We start from the raw sequence: 15,989 nt of genomic DNA, 5'->3' as shown, positions 1-15,989 counted from the left end.
ATACCTATGCAGATTTTCACATGCCTATGTTTTAGCGCGCCATCTCTTCCTTGAGCGCCTGGAGGAAGCCGTCCACGTCCTCCACCTGGGTGTCGAAACCGCACATCCAGCGGACGTGCCCGGCGGCCTCGTCCCAGAAGTAGAACCGGTAGCGCTGCTGGAGCCGCCGCGACACCTCGTGCGGCAGCTTCGCGAACACCGCGTTCGCCTGGACCGGGTAGAGGATCTCCACCCCGTCCACCGCGCGCACACCGGCCGCGAGCCGCTGCGCCATCTCGTTGGCGTGCCGGGCGTTGCGCAGCCACAGGTCCTTGGCGAGCAGCGCCTCCAACTGCACCGAGACGAAGCGCATCTTGGACGCCAGCTGCATCGACATCTTGCGGATGTGCTTCATCTGCCGGACCGCGTCCGGGTTGAGCACCACCACGGCCTCGCCGAACATCATGCCGTTCTTGGTGCCGCCGTACGACAGCACGTCGACGCCCACGGCATTGGTGAACGCGCGCATCGGCACGTCCAGGGAGGCCGCGGCGTTGGCTATCCGGGCGCCGTCGAGGTGCACCTTCATGCCCAGCGCGTGCGCGTGCTCGCAGATCGCCCGGATCTCCTCCGGGGTGTAGACCGTGCCCAGTTCGGTGTTCTGGGTGATCGACACGACCTGCGGCATGGCCCGGTGCTCGTCCTCGAAGCCCCAGGCCTCCTGGTCGATCAGCTCGGGGGTGAGCTTGCCGTCCGGGGTGGGGACGGCCAGCAGCTTGATGCCGGCCATCCGCTCCGGCGCGCCGCCCTCGTCCACGTTGATGTGGGCGGTCTTGGCGCAGATCACCGCACCCCAGCGGTCGGTCATCGCCTGCAGGGCGGTGACGTTCGCGCCGGTGCCGTTGAAGACCGGGAAGGCTTCCGCGTACGGGCCGAAGTGGCTGCGGATGATCTTCTGCAGGTGTTCGGTGTACTCGTCCTCGCCGTACGCGACCTGGTGGCCCTCGTTGGCGACGGCGATGGCCGCCAGGACCTCCGGGTGCACTCCCGCATAGTTGTCGCTCGCGAAACCGCGCACCGCCGGGTCGTGGTGCCGGCGGGCATCGGTCCTCAGGGTTGCGGGGTGAGCCACAGACGCTGTCCGTTCACTTCCGGGGCGGGCCGCTCCCAGACGCCGGCAATGGCCTCGGCCAGTTCCTTGACGTCGGTGAAACCCGCGAACTTCGCATTCGGACGCTCGGCGCGCATGGCGTCGTGCACGAGTGCCTTGATGACCAGGATCGCAGCCGCGGCGCGCGGGCCGTCCTCGCCCCCGGCCTTGCGGAAGGAGTCCGCCATGGCCAGGGTCCAGGCCTCGGCCGCCGCCTTGCCCGCGTTGTACGCCGCGTTGTTCGCCACCGGCTTGTGCGCACCGGCCTGGCTGACCAGGACGTAACGGCCGCGGTCACTGCGGAGCAGGCCGTCGTGGAAGGCGATCGAGGTGTGCTGGACGGTGCGGATGAGCAGCTTCTCCAGGAAGTCCCAGTCCCCGAGGTCGGTCTCGGTGAAGGAGTTGCTGCCCCGCCAGCCGCCGACCAGATGGACCAGGCCGTCGATCCGCCCGAATTCCTTCTCGGTGCGGGCCGCCCATTCCTTGGTCGCATCGAGGTCGAGGAGGTCCACGGTGTCCCCGGTGACGGTGGCGCCGCCGTGGGCGTAGCGGGCCGCGTCCACGGCCTCGGCCAGGCGGGCCGGGTCCGCGTCGGACGCGACGACCACGGCGCCCGCCTCGGCGAGCCGGATCAGGGCGGCGCGGCCCGCGGGCCCGCCGGCCCCGGCCACTGCCACCACTGCTCCGCTGAGCTTCCCGTTCCCGTTGCCGTTCCCGGAGCCGTTCATGCTGTAAGCCTCCTGTGGGCGAGGGCTCACGCGGCGGCCTCGGCCTTCTGCTGGGTCTCTTCGGTCCGCGCGGTGATGCCCTTCGTGGAGGCGATCACTCCCTTGAGCTTCTTGGCGAGCGCCTCAAAGAACATGCTGAGCGGAAACTCGTCCGGAAGCACGTCGTCCACAAGCTTCCGCGGCGGCTGCGTCAGGTCGAGGGCGTCGGGGCCCTTGGCCCACTTGGAGCCCGGGTGCGGGGCCAGGTAGGTGGAGACCAGCTCGTACGCCTTGAACCAGTGCACCAGCTTCGGACGGTCGATGCCGGCCCGGTAGAGGTCCTCGATCTCACCGCACAGCTGGTTGGTGATCTGCGGGGCGCGCTCCCAGTCGATGCGCAGCTTGTTGTCCGTCCAGCGGACCACATCGTGCTTGTGCAGGTAGGCGAAGAGCAGCTGGCCGCCGAGGCCGTCGTAGTTGCGGACCCGGTCGCCGGTGAGCGGGAAGCGGAACATCCGGTCGAACAGCACGGCGTACTGGACGTCGCGGCCGTGCTCGTTGCCCTCGGCCTGGAGCTTCACGGCCTCCTTGAAGGCGGTGAGGTCACAGCGCAGCTCCTCCAGGCCGTACATCCAGAACGGCTGGCGCTGCTTGATCATGAAGGGGTCGAACGGCAGGTCGCCGTGGCTGTGGGTGCGGTCGTGGACCATGTCCCACAGGACGAAGGCCTTCTCGCAGCGCTCCTGGTCGGTGATCATCGCGGCGATGTCGGCGGGCAGCTCCATGCCCAGGGTCTCCACGGCCGCCTCGGTGACCTTGCGGAAGCGGGCCGCCTCGCGGTCGCAGAAGATGCCGCCCCAGGTGAAGCGCTCGGGGGCCTCGCGGACGGCGATGGTCTCCGGGAAGAGCACGGCGGAGTTGGTGTCGTAGCCCGCGGTGAAGTCCTCGAAGGTGATGCCGAGGAAGAGCGGGTTGTCGTACCGGGTGCGCTCCAGCTCGGCGAGCCACTCGGGCCACACCATCTTGAGCGCGACGGCCTCCAGGTTGCGGTCCGGGTTGCCGTTCTGCGTGTACATGGGGAACACGACGAGGTGCTGCAGGCCGTCGGCGCGCTCGGCGGCGGGCTGGAAGGCCAGCAGGGAGTCCAGGAAGTCCGGCACCCGGAACCCGGTCTCGGCCCACTTGCGCAGGTCGGAGACGAGGGCCTGGTGGTACGCGGTGGCGTGCGGCAGCAGCGGGGAGAGCTCCTCGACGGCGGCGATCACCCGGATCACGGCGTCCTGGGCGACGGACGGGGCGGGGGCGCCCTCCGCCTCGAAGTCGATCGAACCGTCCTTGGACTGCCAAGGCCGAATCTCTTCCACGGCGGCCTTGAGCGCGGGCCACGCGGGGTGGTCCACCACCCGCGCACCGGCGGTTATCGCGGCCCCGCCGATTCCCGGCACAAGAGTTTCCGTCATGTCACTTCCTCCACAGGAGAACCTCACGTCAAGACAGCGTATGCATGCGAGGCTCTCCTGCTCAAGAGGGGATGCCGAAAATTATCCTGCCGACCCCCCAGATCCACCGGAAGTCTTCCCGTGTTTCACGGTGGAAGCGATGGCTCCGCCCAGTCTTTCCCATGCGGTCCGGGCCGCCGGGAGTGCGCGGGACAGTGCGAGGAAACCGTGGAACATCCCGGGGTGGTCGTCAAGGGCCGACGGGACACCGGCGGCGGTCAGCTTCCGGTGCCAGACCGTCCCGTCGTCGTGCAGCGGATCACATCCGGCCACCACCACATGGGCCGCGGGCAGGCGTACCAGGGCCTCGGGGGCGGCGTTCAGCGGCGAGGCCAGCGGGTCCCGGCCGTCGCCCGCCGGGCCGAGGTACTGCTGCCAGAACCAGCGCAGGTGCGCGGTGGTGAGGTAGTAGCCCTCGGCGTTGCGGGTGTACGAACCGGAATCCATGGCGGCGGACAGTGCGGGGTAGATCAGCACCTGGAGCGCGACCGGCGGTCCGCCGCGCTCGGCGGCGAGCAGCAGTGCGGCCACGACGAGGCTGCCGCCCGCGCTGTCCCCGGCGACGACCAGGGCGTCCGGGTCGCCGCCGAGCTCGGCGAGGTGCGCCCCGGCCCAGCAGAGGGCGGCGTGGACGTCCTCCACGGGGGCCGGGAAGGGGTGCTCGGGGGCGCGCCGGTAGTCCACCGAGACCACGGCCGCGCCGGCCGCCCGGCAGAGGGTGCGGGCGGTGCCGTCGTGGGTGTCGAGGTCGCAGAGGACGAAGCCGCCGCCGTGGGCGAACACCACGGTGGGGCGGGGGCCGGGCCATTCCCCGGGGTCGGGCAGGTAGACCCGGACCGGCACCGGCGGGGCTCCGGGCGGCCCGGGCACGGTCCGGTCCTCCACGGCGCCCACCCGGGGCGGGAGCCCGGGCAGCGGGGGCGCGGCGGCGAGGATGCGGCGGGCCTCGGCGGCGTCGGTGACGCTTCCGCCCACGTCCGGGAAGACGGCGGCGAGGGCCGCCACAAAGGGCCGGGCCCCCGGGTCCAGCCGGTCGGCGGCAGCGGAGCGGGCCGGGGGCTCCGGCACGGAGCCCGACGCGGGCGGCAGCACAGCGCCGGCGCTCCGCCGGTCACGATCGGCCCCGACGCCGTCGGCCGGGGCAGCATCCGCCCGGCCGACATCCGCCCGGCCGACATCCGCCTGGCCGACATCCGCCCGGCTGGCATGCGCCCCTGCGGCTCCGTCGGGCGCGCCCGCGTGGACGCCCGCCCCCTCCGGATCGGCCCCGCCAGGACGCCCGAGCCCGCTCATGCCCGGTTCCCGGGGGTGGCCGCGACCGGTTCGCGGAAGTGCGGGATGACCTTCTCGCCCCACTGCCGCAGGGTCTCCAGACAGGCCTCCTGCGGCACCGTGCCCATCTGGATCAGGCACATGATCTCGTCGGCGCCCGCGTCCCGCAGCCGCTCCACGTAGGCGATCGCGTCGTCGGCGCTGCCGTAGGCGTGGTCCGCCCGGAAGGTGGCCGTGGAGGTGGGCCGGACCGGGATGTTCTGTTCGTGCAGCCGGGCCACCACCTGTTCGGCGGCCTGCCGCATGGCGGCGGCCTCGTCGGCGCCCGGCACCACCGCCTCGTCGGGGATGCCGGCGCCCCCGTACCAATGGCCGATGGACTGGGCGAAGAAGCGCTGGCCGCGGATGCCGATGCGGCGGGCCTCGTCCGGATCGTCCAGGACGATGGTGGGGCAGAGCACCGAGAAGTGGTCGTTGACCACGGTGGAGACCAGCCGGCTGCCGTCCCGCCCCGCGATCGCCCGGTCGTACACCGCCCGCATCCCGGCGATCGATTCCGGCCCCGCGAAGCCCATGACCAGCGCGCCGATGCCGAGCTCGGCGGCCTGCACCAGGGTCTCCTCGCGGCTGCACGCCAGGAAGAGCGGCGGGTGCGGGGTCTGCGCGGGGCGCGGCAGGATCGGATGGGGATCGATGTCAATCAGCTCGCCGTGGTACTCCAGCTCCTCCTCCTGCCAGGCCTTGCCGATGATCCGCAGGGCCTCCTCCACCTCCTGGGTGGTGCGGTTCCGGTCAACCCCGCACAGCGAGGTCTCCTGTTCGGTTCCGCCCCGGCCGGCGCCGAGGTCGAGGCGGCCTCCGGAGAGGAGGTCGAGCATGGCGGCCCGCTCGGCCACCCGGGCCGGGTGATTGAAGTTGAAGGGCATGCACACGACGCCATGGCCGATGCGTATGGTGTTCGTCCTGGCCGCGACCCAGGTCAGGAAGATCTCGGGAGCACTCATGTGGGCGTACCACTTCAGCGAGTGGTGCTCGACCGCCCAGATGCGGTCGAAGCCCATGCGTTCGGCGAGAACGGCCTGCTCAACGCAGTCGCGGATGACCTGGTGCTCGCGTTCGACGGTTGGGTCTGCCAGCTGAGCTTCGAAGATGACGGAGAATTTCAACGGTGCCTCCAGGGTTGCGTCCCACGTCCGGCCTCACTTCAATTCGAAATATGACTAGTAGTCAGAAGCCGAAGAAGCAAGACCTTCCGCCGACCGCCTGGGCCGTTCTCGGTCTGCTCTCCTTCCCGGGCGAGCGGACCGGGTACGAGCTGAAGAAGTGGGCCGACTCCTCCCTCCGCTTCTTCTACTGGTCTCCGGCCATCAGCCAGATCTACGCAGAACTGCGCCGGCTGGAGGAGCTGGGCTACGCCGCCTCCGAGCGCTCCGGCCCCGAGGAGGCCCGGGCCAAGCGCCGGTACGCCATCACCGATGCGGGCCGGCAGGCCCTGGCCGGCTGGGCGGCGGACACCGAAGACGCCGGCCCGCCGGTGCTCAAGCACGGGCTGCTGCTGCGGGTCTGGCTGGGGCACCTGGCCGAGCCGGAGCGGCTGCGGGCCATGGTGTCGGAGCACCGCGAGCGCACCCTGGCCGAGCTGGCGGCCGTCCGCGAGGCCATGGAGCAGGCGGCCGACGTACGGGAATGGGCGTTCCCGGTGCTCGCGCTGCGCTGGAGCGAGCGGCAGCACCTGGCCGAGCTGGAACTGGCGGAGGCGCTGCTCTCCGACATCACCGTGCTGGAAGCCTCCGCGACCCACCCGGCGGCGGCCGGAACCGGGGAGGCCGGGGCGGCCGGGGGTCCCGGTCAAGGCGATGGGGACGCGCCCACGGCCGGGTGACACGGCCGGGCCGCCGGGGCGGCCCGGGGGCCGTACCGAGGGCGGGACGCCCTTGGCGGGAACCGGCCGGACGGCCCTGCCGGGCCGCTGCACGCACGGTCTCATCGCACGCCGGGCGGACTAGCATGCCTCCTCCATGGGGCGGACCGGTCGGGACACCGGCCCGCTCCCGGGAGCCGCCGTCGACGGAAGCGAGAGAACCTTGACTTTCCTCACCATCGGTCACCGCGGGGTCATGGGTGTCGAACCGGAGAACACCCTGCGGTCCTTCGTTCGCGCGGAACGTTCCGGCATGGACGTCATCGCCCTGGATGTGCAGCTCAGCAAGGACGGCGCGCTGGTCGTCCTGCACGACCCCGAGGTGGACCGCACCACGGACGGTTCGGGCGCCGTCGCCGATCTCACGCTGGCCGAGCTGCGGGAGCTCGACGCCGGGCACGGTGAGCGGATCCCGCTGTTCGAAGAGGTGCTGGACGCGGTGCGGGCCCCGCTCCAGGTCGGGATCGCGGACCGGACCGTGGCCCGGGCCCTCGCCACGCTGATGCTGCGCCGCGACCTGACCACCCGGGTGGAGGTCGCCTCCGTGCAGGACGCCTCGATCGCCGAGATCGCCCGCCTGGTACCGGGCGTACGGACCACGCTGACCGCGAGCCGCTACGGCGAGGACATCGTGGACCGGGCCCTGGCGGCCGGTGCGGAAACGGTCGCTCTCAACATCCGGCGGCTCACCCTGGAGACGGTGGAGTCCGCGCACACGGCGGGGCTGCGGGTGACCGGGTGGACGGTGAACACCCAGGAGCAGCTGCGGCTGGTACGGGCCCTGGAACTGGACGGCGCGGCCACCGACTTCCCGGAGATCCGGCTGACCGGCCGGTTCACCGCCTGAGCCGCCCGCTTCCGGCTCTTTTTCGGAGCGAGCTGTCTAGAGCGGCTTGACCAGCAGTTCGAAGGCGAGGTCGTCGCGGCGCGGGAGGCCGAACCGCTCGTCCCCGTACGGGAAGGGGCTCATCTCGCCGGTGCGGCGGTACCCGCGCCGTACGTAGTAGGCGATGAGCTCCTCCCGGACGTTGATGACGGTCATCCGCATCTCCTTGGCGCCCCAGTCCTCCCCGGCGCGCCGCTCGGCCTCGGCCAGTATCTCCTTGCCGAGGCCGGCGCCCTGGAGTCCGGGGCGGACCGCGAACATGCCGAAGTAGACGTGGTCTCCGCGGTGTTCGAGCTGGCAGCAGGCGACCAGCTCGCCCTCCCGCTCGACCACCAGGAGCAGGGAGTCCGGCTTCTCTATGACCTCGCGCACGCCCGCCTCGTCGGTGCGCCTGCCGTCCAGGTAGTCCGCCTCGGTGGTCCAGCCGCCCCGGCTGGCCTCGCCCCGGTACGCCGACTCCACCAGGCCGACCAGGGCCGGCACGTCGGCGTCGACGGCGCTGCGGAAAGTGAGGGCGGCGGGAGTGGTCATCGGTGGCTCCGTTCGTGCGGTCCGGCTTGCCGAAGCCTAACCCGGCCCGGCGTGCGCCCGACGCCGTGCGGGCATCTCTTCCGGTGTCACCGTCGAACCGGGAGGTTCTGCCGTGCACCATTCCGCCGGCTCCCTCGCCCCCGTGCTGTCCTGGCTGCTGGCGCTGCTGTGCGCGGTCAGCGGCGGGTACTGCCTGCTGCGGGGGCGCAGAGCCGGGGGCCGGGCGGATGCCGTGATGGGCTTCGGGATGGCGGCAATGGCCCTGCCCCTGGGCGGCGCGGGGCGGCCGGTCCACCTGGCCTTGGGTGCGGTGTTCTGCGCGGCCTCCGTACAGGCGGCGTGGCGGCTGCGCGGCGGCCGTCACCATGTGCACCATCTGGTGGGTTCGCTGGCGATGGTGCACATGACGCTGTGGCCGGGGGTGCCACCGCTGACCGGGGGGCTGCTGGTCTACTACTCCGGCTATGTGCTGTGGGGCGGTTCGCGGCTGGCGGGCGGACCGGCCGGGCTGACCGGGGCCTGCCGGCTGGCCATGGGGATCGGGATGTTCGCCATGCTGCTCACGCTGTGAGGCCGCCGGCGGTGCGGGTGGGGCGGGTGGGGTCGAGGGGGGCTGTGGTGTCTGGGGGTGCGGCCCGGCAAACGTGTCCTGCGTCACCAATGTGTCCGTGTGATACCGGCAGGTAGCCGTGCGCTCGTAGGCTGGCGGCCATGATGGTCCCCGCCGTTCTCCTGCTGCTCGGCTTGCTGACCGCTGTGCTGGCTCCACGCCTGCTGGCCCGCGCCGACTGGCCCGAGCGGGAACCCGTGGTGGCCTTGTGGGTGTGGCAGTGCGTGGTGGCCGCGGTGCTGCTGTGCCTGGGGCTGTCGATGGTGCTGAGCGCCGCCGCGGCCTGGCAGGCGGTGCGCGGGCGGCTGTTCGCCTCCGCCCCGCACGGGGTGGTCGAGGCCTACGCGCTGAATCCGGGCGGGCCGTGGGCGGCCGTGACCGCGCTGCTGCTGGCCGGCGGGGCGGTGTGGACGGCGACGGTGCTGACCGGTGAGGTGCTGCGGGCCCGGGCCCGGCGCCGGGCGCGCCACTCCGAACTGCTGTTGAAGGCCCCGCTGTTGCCCGGGGAGGACCCGGACGGGGTGCGGCTGGTGCTGCTGGAGGGCGACCGGCCGGACGCCTGGTGGCTGCCGGGTGCGGCGCCGCAGCTGGTGGTGACCACGGCTGCGCTGCGCCGGCTGAAGGGCCGTCAGCTGGATGCCGTACTGGCGCACGAGCAGGGGCATGCGGCGGCCCGGCACGACTGGCTGCTGCACTGCTCGAGGGCGCTGTCCGGGGCGTTCCCCCAGGTGCCGGTGTTCGCGGCGTTCCGGGACGGGATGCACCACCTGGTGGAGCTGGCGGCCGACGACGTGGCCTCGCGCCGGTTCGGGCGGCTGACGGTGGCGCTGGCGCTGGTCGGGCTGAACGAGGACCGCGGGGTGTTCGGGCCCGGCGGGACCCCCGAGGCCGATGTCCCGCAGCGGGTGCGCCGGCTGCTGGCGGCGGCCCCGCGGCTGACGGCGGGCCGCCGGCTGGGGCTGACCGCCACGGCTGCCCTGGTGCCCGCGGTGCCGCTGCTGGTGGCTTTCGTGCCGGGGCTGTCGGCGCTGACGTAGCGGTGCGGTCGCCGGCCGGTGCGAGGATCCGCCCCATGGGATTCCGTGGGGACCGGGCCGGAGGTCCGCGGCGGGCCGGGGCCGGCCCGGTGGCCGCGGCGGGGTGGTGTGCGGCGGTGGCGGCGGCCGTGCTGACGCTGCTGGTGGCAGTGGGGTGGGGGCCGCTGGTCCGGTACGACGGGCGGATCGCGGTGGCCTGGCATGCGCAGGCGCTCGCCCATCCGGGGCTGGTCTCGGCCAGCCGGGTGCTGACCGACTGGGTCTGGGATCCGTGGACCATGCGGGCGGTGCTGCTCGTGGCCTGCTGGCTGCTGTGGTGGCGCGGGGAACGGGCCCTGGCGGTGCGGTTCCTGCTGGCCCTGGTGGTGGCGGCGGTGGTGCAGCAGGGGGTGAAGCTGCTGGTGGCGCGGGAGCGGCCGGTGTGGCCGGACCCGGTGGACTCGGCCGACTACGCGGCGTATCCCTCGGGGCATGCGCTGACCGCGACGATGGTGTGCGGACTGCTGCTGTGGCTGGTGCCGCGGGCGCGGGCGGACGGGGGCGGCGCCTGGATGCTGTGGGCGGCCGGAGCGGCGGCGGTGCTCTCGGTCCTCGGGGTCGGGTTCACCCGGATCTTCCTCGGCGTGCACTGGGCGTCCGATGTGCTGGGCGGCTGGCTGCTGGGAGCCGCGATCGCAGCACTGGCGCTGTCGGGGCATGCCGGAACGGCACGCACCGGTGCTCGGCGATCCCCCGCGTCGCCGAGCACCGATGGGCCGGTGCGCTGAGTATATTGGCTGGGAGCCAGTCAACGCAGGAGTAAGCATGTCCCCGCGCAGCGCACCGGTCAATGAAGAATTGCGGAGACGCTCACGGGAGCGGCTGCTCCAGGCCACCGTCGAGCTCGTCGCCGAACGCGGGTACGAGGCCACGACCCTGGGGGACATCGCCGACCGGGCGGGTTCCGCCCGCGGCCTGGTCTCGTACTACTTCCCCGGCAAGCGGCAGCTGTTGCAGTCGGCGGTGCACCGGCTGATGCACCAGACCCTGTACGCCGCCCTGGAGCAGGAGCCGCGGACCGAGGACGGGCGGGAGCGGCTGGCCCGGGCCATCGACGCGATCCTGGGGCTGGCCCTGGCGCAGCCGCTGCTGATGCGCACCCATATGGCGGGCATCCTGCAGGCCGAGGGTTTCGTGCAGTGCCCGGAGCAGCAGCGGCTGGCGGAGCTGCTGCGGGACACCGTGGCCCGGCACGGCTCGGCGGACGCGGACCGGGACTATCCGATGCTCCGCGCCCTGCTGATGGGCGCGGTGTTCGCGGTGCTGCTGCCGGGGGCGGCCATGGAGGCGGCCCGGCTGCGGGCGGAGCTGTTCCAGCGCTACGGGCTGGACTGGGGGATGGGGGTTCCGCCGGACGGGTGCACCCCGCCTGACGGAACGTTGCCTCAGGGCGGCCGGGCGGAGTGACGGTCGCCCCGGACCCGCCCCGCTCCGCCCCGCCCCACCGGTGATCGTGCTCCCGGCGGAACGGGTCGGACCGGACCGGCCGGCCTGCGGGCCGGCCGGCCGCGGTGCGCTGCGCTACCAGCGGTAGTCGGGCTGCGTCTGGACGTTGAGCCGGTCCAGGCGCACCCGCTTGGCACTGTCGGTGCGCCAGTCGTCGATCCTCAGCACATCGAGGCCCTTGACGATGTCGTTCGAGTAGATGTGCCCGTTGTAGTAGTACGCCGACCAGGAGCCGCCCAGGGTGAGCGCACTCGGGTCGACGGGTCCGCGCTCGAAGAAGGCGATCTCCTTCGGCCGGGCCGAGTCGGTGAAGTCCCACACCGACAGGCCGCCCTGGTACCAGGCCTGGACCATGATGTCGCGACCGCCGCCGACCGGGATCAGCGAGCCGTTGTGGGCCACGCAGTTCTCGGTGTCGGCCTGGTGCCGCGGGATCTTGAAGTAGCTGCGGAAGACGAGCTTGCGGGCGTCCCCGCGGCCGGTGATGTCGTAGATGCCGTCCGCACCCCGGGTGGGGCCGGTGGCCTCGTTGCAGGTGGCACCGACACCGCCGCCGAGCTCATCGGTGAACACCACCTTGTTCGCCCGCTCGTTGAAGGTGGCCGAGTGCCAGAACGCGAAGTTCGTGTTGTCCTGCACCCGGTCGATCACCCGGGGCTGTTCCGGCCTGCTGATGTCGAAGAGGATGCCGTCGCCCATGCAGGCGCCGGCCGCGAGGTTCTTCGAGGGCAGCACGGTGATGTCGTGGCAGCCGGTGGTCTTCGACACGCCCGGGTTGGTGGGCGCGCCCGGGTTTCCGCCGTCCGGGAAGAGGACGGGGAAGGCGACGACCGCGGCCTTGGTCGGGGCCTTCTTCGGGACCTTGACCACGGAGATGCCGTCGTGCGGGGGCTTGCAGTCCGGGAAGGTCTCGTTGGGCGAGTACGAGGCCACGTAGAGGTAGATGTCGCGGCCGTCCGGCACCAGGCTGTGGGTGTGCGAACCACAGGCCGTCTCGACCGACTTGATGTACTTGGGGTTCTTCTTGTCGCTGATGTCGAAGATCTTGATGCCCTCCCAGGAGGACTTCTCGGTGGCGGGCTGCGAGACGCTGTTGCAGGAGTCGTCGCTGCGCGAGGAGTCGGTGGAGAGGAAGAGCAGGTCCCCGGCGACCGAGATGTCGTTCTGGCCACCCGGGCAGAGCACCTGGGTGACCGTCTTGGGGGCCTTCGGGTTGCGGATGTCGTAGATGGTGAAACCGTCGTAGCTGCCCGCGTAGGCGTAGCCGCTCTGGAAGGCGATGTCGGTCTCGATGCCGTCCGGGTTGGTGCTCGGGATGTTCGCAAGGTGCTTGATGTTGCGGCTGTGCACGATCTCGTCCTGGCCGGGTGCGCCGGGCGCCGCGTCGGCGCCGATCCGGGCGCCCGGGGACCGCTGCGCATCTCCGGGGTCCGGAGTGGCCGCCGCCGGTCCGGCAGCCAGAAGCGTGGCCAGAAGCCCGGCCGCCGCGGCGGCCACCCCCAGCCTCCTGCGTCGCACACGGGTGTGGTGCGTCGAGGTCACTGTGCCCTCCCTTGGAGTCCCTTCAATCCGTGTCCTCTTGGGAACGGAACGTGGACCACGGCAGTATCTTCCCCTTCATGGACATGGCAAAGGGGTTTCTCAGGGGTTTCGCAGGTGCGGCCATGGCCGCGGGGTTCCTGCTCGGTCTCACCGCATGCCAGGACGAGGACCGCAAGGACGCCTCCGGGCCTGCGGTCATCGCCCCGGGCAAGCCCGGCGAGAAGTCCCGCACCCTCTCCCCCGAACAGGCCGCCCGGGAACGCCCCGACGACAGTCCCAATGCCGCCGACTTCGGCTACGTACAGGGCATGATCGAGCACCACCGGCAGGCGCTGACCATGAGCGCGCTGGCGCCCGAGCGGGCCTCGGCCGACCCTGTCAAGCGGCTCGCGGAACGGATCGCGGCGGCCCAGAAGCCCGAAATCGGGGCCATGGAAGGGTGGTTGCAGAAGCATCCGGCCCCCGGCGGCGACGGCACCGGCGGCGGCCACCGGCACGGGGGCATGCCGGGGATGGCGACCGAGGCGCAGCTGGCGGAGCTCCGGGAGGCCCGGGGCGAGGCCTTCGACCGGCTGTTCCTGCGCCTGATGATCGCGCACCACGAGGGGGCGCTGAAGATGGCGGGCGAGGCGCTGACCGGCGGCAACAACGTGGCGGTGGAGGAGATGGCCAACGACGTGGTCGCCCAGCAGAGCGCGGAGATCCACCGGATGCGGGGCATGGGCTGATCCCGGGCCGCCCCTTCCCCCTCGCGTCCGGTCCGATCCGATCCGGTCCCGTGCGGTCCGGCGGGCTGACGCGCCGGGGCCGCGGTGTCATGCTGGGAGGCACCTGCGAAAAGGAGCTCCGCCGTGCTTCGTGTCGCCGTCGTCGGTTCCGGTCCCAGCGGGGTCTATGCCGCGCAGACGCTGGTCCAGCAGCGTGAGGTGCCGGGCGTGCGGGTCGACGTACTCGACCGCCTGCCGGCCCCGTACGGCCTGGTCAGGTATGGAGTGGCCCCCGACCACGAGAAGATCAAGTCGCTGCAGGGCAATCTCCGCGGGGTCCTGGAGGACGAGCGGATCAGGTTCCTCGGCAATGTCGAGGTCGGCGGGGAGCGGCTGCCCACCGGGCGGCTGCTGGAGCTGTACCACGCGGTGGTCTACTGCGTGGGCGCGGCCCGGGACCGGCTGCTCGGCATTCCCGGCGAGGAGCTGGCGGGGGTGCATTCGGCCACCGCGTTCGTCAACTGGTACAGCGCGCACCCGGATGCCGAGACGGAGGACTTCCGGCTTGCCGGGGTGCGCTCGGCGGTGGTGATCGGAGCGGGCAATGTCGCGGTGGACGTGACCCGCATCCTGGCCCGCGGCGAGGCGGAGCTGCTGCCCACGGACATGCCGCAGCCCGCCCTCGGGGCGCTGGCCGGCAGCGGGGTGCGCACGGTCCGGATGGTGGCCCGGCGCGGGCCCTCCCAGGGCAAGTTCACCACCAAGGAGCTCCGCGAGCTGGGCACCCTGCCGGGGGTGGCGGTCGGTGTGGACCCGGCCGAGCTGGCCCTCGATCCGGCGTACGCGGGCCAGGGCGCCGCACTGCCCGCGGTGAACCGGCGCAATGTGGAGGTGCTGCGGGGCTGGGCGCAGGACCCGCCCGAGGACCCTTCGGGGGGCCCGGACCGGCGGATCGAGCTGCGGTTCTTCCTCCGCCCGGCGGAGCTGCTGTCCGACGGCTCCGGCCAGGTCCGGGCGGTGCGGTTCGAGCGGACCGTACCGGCCGACGACGGGCGCGGCGGGGTGACCGGCACCGGTACGTACGAGGAGATCGAGGCCCAGCTGGTGCTGCGGTCGGTGGGGTACAAGGGGGCCGCTCTGCCCGGCCTGCCGTTCGACGCGGGCCGCGGCACGGTGCCGCACGCGGCGGGGCGGGTGCTCCGGGACGGCCGGGCCTCGGTCGGCGAGTACGTGGCGGGCTGGATCAAGCGCGGCCCGACCGGGGTGATCGGCACCAACCGCCCGTGCGCGAAGGAGACGGCCTCCTCGCTGCTCCAGGACGCCGCGGCACTGGCCGCCCGGGACCTCCCGGCGGACCCGCTGCCCGCCCTGCGCGCGGCGGGGCTGCGGCCGGTGGAGTGGCCGGGCTGGCTGGCGATCGAGCAGGCGGAGGCGGCGCTGGGCAGCTCCCTGGGACGCCGCTCGGTCAAGATCCCCGACTGGCCGACCCTGCTCCACGCAGCGGAGCCGCCGACGGGTGACTAGTCTTGGCCGGGTCCGGGGGGATGACGTCCGGAGGTGGACCGGCCATGACCGAGGTACTGCTGCTCGCGGGCACCCGCAAAGGACTCTTCATCGGGCGCCACAGAGACGGCGGCCCCTGGGAGTTCGATGGGCCCCATTTCAACGCCCAGGCCGTCTACGCGGTCGCCGTGGACCGGCGCGGCCCGGTGCCCCGACTGCTGGCCGGCGGGGACAGCGCGCACTGGGGCCCCTCCGTGTTCACCTCGGACGACCTCGGCGCGACCTGGCAGGAGCCCCCGACCCCGGCGGTGAAGTTCCCCCAGGACACCGGCGCCTCCCTGGAGCGGGTCTGGCAGCTCCACCCGGCCGGACCGGAGGCTCCGGACGTGGTGTACGCCGGGACGGAGCCGGCGGCGCTGTTCCGCTCCACCGACCGCGGCGCGTCCTTCGAGCTGGTGCGGCCCCTGTGGGAGCACCCCAGCCGCAAGGACTGGGAGCCCGGCGGCGGCGGTGAGGGGCTGCACACGGTGATCACCGACCCTGCCGACCCGGACGCGGTCACCGTCGCGGTGTCCGCTGCCGGGGTGTTCCGGACCACCGACGGCGGAGCCGGCTGGACCCCGTCCAACCACGGGGTCTCCGCGGTGTTCCTCCCCGACCCGAACCCGGAGTTCGGGCAGTGCGTACACAAGATCGCCCAGGATGCCGGGGACACCCGGCGCCTGTACCTGCAGAACCACTGGGGCGTGTACCGCAGCGACGACGGCGGCCGGGAGTGGACCGACATCGGGTCGGGGCTCCCCTCGGACTTCGGGTTCGCGGTCGCCGCCCACCCGCACCGCCCGGACACGGCGTACGTGTTCCCGCTGAACGCCGACTCCGACCGGGTGCCGGCCGGACACCGCTGCCGGGTCTTCCGCACCCGGGACGCGGGAGCCACCTGGGAGCCGCTGACCGCGGGACTGCCGGCCGGGGACCACTACGGCACCGTGCTGCGGGACGCGCTGTGCACGGACGACGCCGACCCGGCGGGCATCTACTTCGGCAACCGCAACGGCGAGCTGTACGCGAGCCGGGACGACGGGGACAGCTGGCAGCTGCTCCTCTCCCACCTGCCCGACGTCCTCTGTGTGCGGGCAGCGGTGATCGGCCACTAGAGT

General features: G+C 72.4%; 16 protein-coding genes. 9 read left to right on the top strand and 7 right to left on the bottom strand.

What is annotated here, in order from left to right; all coding sequences use genetic code 11:
- Positions 1-31: 31 nt before the first annotated feature.
- From DEJ50_RS30385 to DEJ50_RS30365, 5 genes are all read right to left on the bottom strand, one after another.
- Positions 32-1,093 carry a threonine aldolase family protein gene (locus tag DEJ50_RS30385; protein WP_190345071.1) on the bottom strand — a complete coding sequence of 354 codons (1,062 nt, stop codon included), beginning with the start codon at positions 1,091-1,093 and terminating at the stop codon, positions 32-34.
- Positions 1,090-1,857, bottom strand: coding sequence for an SDR family oxidoreductase (locus DEJ50_RS30380; protein WP_150211260.1), 768 nt, complete (start codon positions 1,855-1,857; stop codon positions 1,090-1,092). Before DEJ50_RS30380 ends, DEJ50_RS30385 begins: the two co-directional genes overlap by 4 nt.
- 26 nt (positions 1,858-1,883) lie before the next feature.
- Positions 1,884-3,296, bottom strand: a complete 1,413-nt coding sequence (locus DEJ50_RS30375; RefSeq protein ID WP_150211259.1) for a DUF6421 family protein — start codon at positions 3,294-3,296, stop codon at positions 1,884-1,886.
- 81 nt (positions 3,297-3,377) lie between these two features.
- Positions 3,378-4,628 (bottom strand): alpha/beta hydrolase, encoded by a 1,251-nt coding sequence (locus DEJ50_RS30370; RefSeq protein ID WP_223837964.1) that lies wholly within the window; start codon positions 4,626-4,628, stop codon positions 3,378-3,380.
- Positions 4,625-5,773: an LLM class flavin-dependent oxidoreductase gene (locus DEJ50_RS30365; RefSeq protein WP_150211258.1), complete on the bottom strand. Its 1,149-nt coding sequence runs from the start codon at positions 5,771-5,773 to the stop codon at positions 4,625-4,627. The genes DEJ50_RS30370 and DEJ50_RS30365 overlap by 4 nt, the downstream gene beginning before the upstream one ends.
- 50 nt (positions 5,774-5,823) lie before the next feature.
- On the opposite strand from DEJ50_RS30365, the gene DEJ50_RS30360 reads away from it, so the two are divergent.
- A complete protein-coding gene (locus DEJ50_RS30360; protein WP_150211257.1) occupies positions 5,824-6,489 on the top strand; it encodes a PadR family transcriptional regulator in 666 nt (221 codons plus the stop codon).
- 202 nt (positions 6,490-6,691) lie between these two features.
- Positions 6,692-7,375 carry a glycerophosphodiester phosphodiesterase gene (locus DEJ50_RS30355; RefSeq protein WP_150211256.1) on the top strand — a complete coding sequence of 228 codons (684 nt, stop codon included), beginning with the start codon at positions 6,692-6,694 and terminating at the stop codon, positions 7,373-7,375.
- Positions 7,376-7,411: 36 nt separating this feature from the next.
- Here the strand turns inward: DEJ50_RS30355 and DEJ50_RS30350 are convergent, their stop codons facing one another.
- Positions 7,412-7,945: a GNAT family N-acetyltransferase gene (locus DEJ50_RS30350; RefSeq protein ID WP_150211255.1), complete on the bottom strand. Its 534-nt coding sequence runs from the start codon at positions 7,943-7,945 to the stop codon at positions 7,412-7,414.
- Between the two features lie 112 nt (positions 7,946-8,057).
- Between DEJ50_RS30350 and DEJ50_RS30345 the strand changes: the two genes are divergently transcribed.
- The 4 genes from DEJ50_RS30345 to DEJ50_RS30330 all read left to right on the top strand — a co-directional run bounded on the left by DEJ50_RS30345 (position 8,058) and on the right by DEJ50_RS30330 (position 11,038).
- Positions 8,058-8,516 carry a DUF5134 domain-containing protein gene (locus DEJ50_RS30345; RefSeq protein ID WP_150211254.1) on the top strand — a complete coding sequence of 153 codons (459 nt, stop codon included), beginning with the start codon at positions 8,058-8,060 and terminating at the stop codon, positions 8,514-8,516.
- Between the two features lie 140 nt (positions 8,517-8,656).
- Entirely contained in the window at positions 8,657-9,592 is a 936-nt protein-coding gene (locus tag DEJ50_RS30340; protein ID WP_150211253.1) for a M56 family metallopeptidase, read from the top strand.
- A gap of 35 nt (positions 9,593-9,627) precedes the next feature.
- Positions 9,628-10,359 (top strand): phosphatase PAP2 family protein, encoded by a 732-nt coding sequence (locus tag DEJ50_RS30335; protein ID WP_190344780.1) that lies wholly within the window; start codon positions 9,628-9,630, stop codon positions 10,357-10,359.
- A 37-nt stretch (positions 10,360-10,396) separates the two neighbouring features.
- The gene (locus tag DEJ50_RS30330) at positions 10,397-11,038 is read left to right on the top strand and encodes a TetR/AcrR family transcriptional regulator (protein WP_150211252.1); all 642 of its coding nucleotides are present in this window, start codon (positions 10,397-10,399) and stop codon (positions 11,036-11,038) included.
- Between the two features lie 114 nt (positions 11,039-11,152).
- Here the strand turns inward: DEJ50_RS30330 and DEJ50_RS30325 are convergent, their stop codons facing one another.
- Positions 11,153-12,619, bottom strand: coding sequence for an LVIVD repeat-containing protein (locus DEJ50_RS30325; protein WP_150211251.1), 1,467 nt, complete (start codon positions 12,617-12,619; stop codon positions 11,153-11,155).
- 77 nt (positions 12,620-12,696) lie between these two features.
- Here DEJ50_RS30325 and DEJ50_RS30320 point away from each other — a divergent pair, with 77 nt between their 5' ends.
- The 3 genes from DEJ50_RS30320 (at position 12,697) to DEJ50_RS30310 (ending at position 15,986) form a co-directional block, all read left to right on the top strand.
- Positions 12,697-13,347: a DUF305 domain-containing protein gene (locus DEJ50_RS30320; protein ID WP_223837963.1), complete on the top strand. Its 651-nt coding sequence runs from the start codon at positions 12,697-12,699 to the stop codon at positions 13,345-13,347.
- A 123-nt stretch (positions 13,348-13,470) separates the two neighbouring features.
- The gene (locus DEJ50_RS30315; protein ID WP_150211250.1) at positions 13,471-14,850 is read left to right on the top strand and encodes an FAD-dependent oxidoreductase; all 1,380 of its coding nucleotides are present in this window, start codon (positions 13,471-13,473) and stop codon (positions 14,848-14,850) included.
- Between the two features lie 44 nt (positions 14,851-14,894).
- On the top strand, positions 14,895-15,986 hold the full coding sequence (locus DEJ50_RS30310) for a WD40/YVTN/BNR-like repeat-containing protein (RefSeq protein ID WP_150211249.1): 1,092 nt from the start codon (positions 14,895-14,897) through the stop codon (positions 15,984-15,986).
- Positions 15,987-15,989 lie beyond the last annotated feature (3 nt).

The sequence above is a fragment of the Streptomyces venezuelae genome (assembly GCF_008642295.1).
Taxonomy (GTDB): Bacteria; Actinomycetota; Actinomycetes; order Streptomycetales; family Streptomycetaceae; genus Streptomyces; species Streptomyces venezuelae_C.
Note: the sequence above shows the minus strand (reverse complement) of the source record. Positions and strands in the feature narration are given on the sequence as shown.

Coding starts and splice junctions, on each gene's coding strand:
- DEJ50_RS30380 (WP_150211260.1), bottom strand. CDS start 1,857: ATGAACGGCTCCGGGAACGGCAACGGGAACGGGAAGCTCAGCGGAGCA.
- DEJ50_RS30375 (WP_150211259.1), bottom strand. CDS start 3,296: ATGACGGAAACTCTTGTGCCGGGAATCGGCGGGGCCGCGATAACCGCC.
- DEJ50_RS30370 (WP_223837964.1), bottom strand. CDS start 4,628: ATGAGCGGGCTCGGGCGTCCTGGCGGGGCCGATCCGGAGGGGGCGGGC.
- DEJ50_RS30360 (WP_150211257.1), top strand. CDS start 5,824: ATGACTAGTAGTCAGAAGCCGAAGAAGCAAGACCTTCCGCCGACCGCC.
- DEJ50_RS30350 (WP_150211255.1), bottom strand. CDS start 7,945: ATGACCACTCCCGCCGCCCTCACTTTCCGCAGCGCCGTCGACGCCGAC.
- DEJ50_RS30340 (WP_150211253.1), top strand. CDS start 8,657: ATGATGGTCCCCGCCGTTCTCCTGCTGCTCGGCTTGCTGACCGCTGTG.
- DEJ50_RS30335 (WP_190344780.1), top strand. CDS start 9,628: ATGGGATTCCGTGGGGACCGGGCCGGAGGTCCGCGGCGGGCCGGGGCC.
- DEJ50_RS30330 (WP_150211252.1), top strand. CDS start 10,397: ATGTCCCCGCGCAGCGCACCGGTCAATGAAGAATTGCGGAGACGCTCA.
- DEJ50_RS30320 (WP_223837963.1), top strand. CDS start 12,697: ATGGACATGGCAAAGGGGTTTCTCAGGGGTTTCGCAGGTGCGGCCATG.
- DEJ50_RS30310 (WP_150211249.1), top strand. CDS start 14,895: ATGACCGAGGTACTGCTGCTCGCGGGCACCCGCAAAGGACTCTTCATC.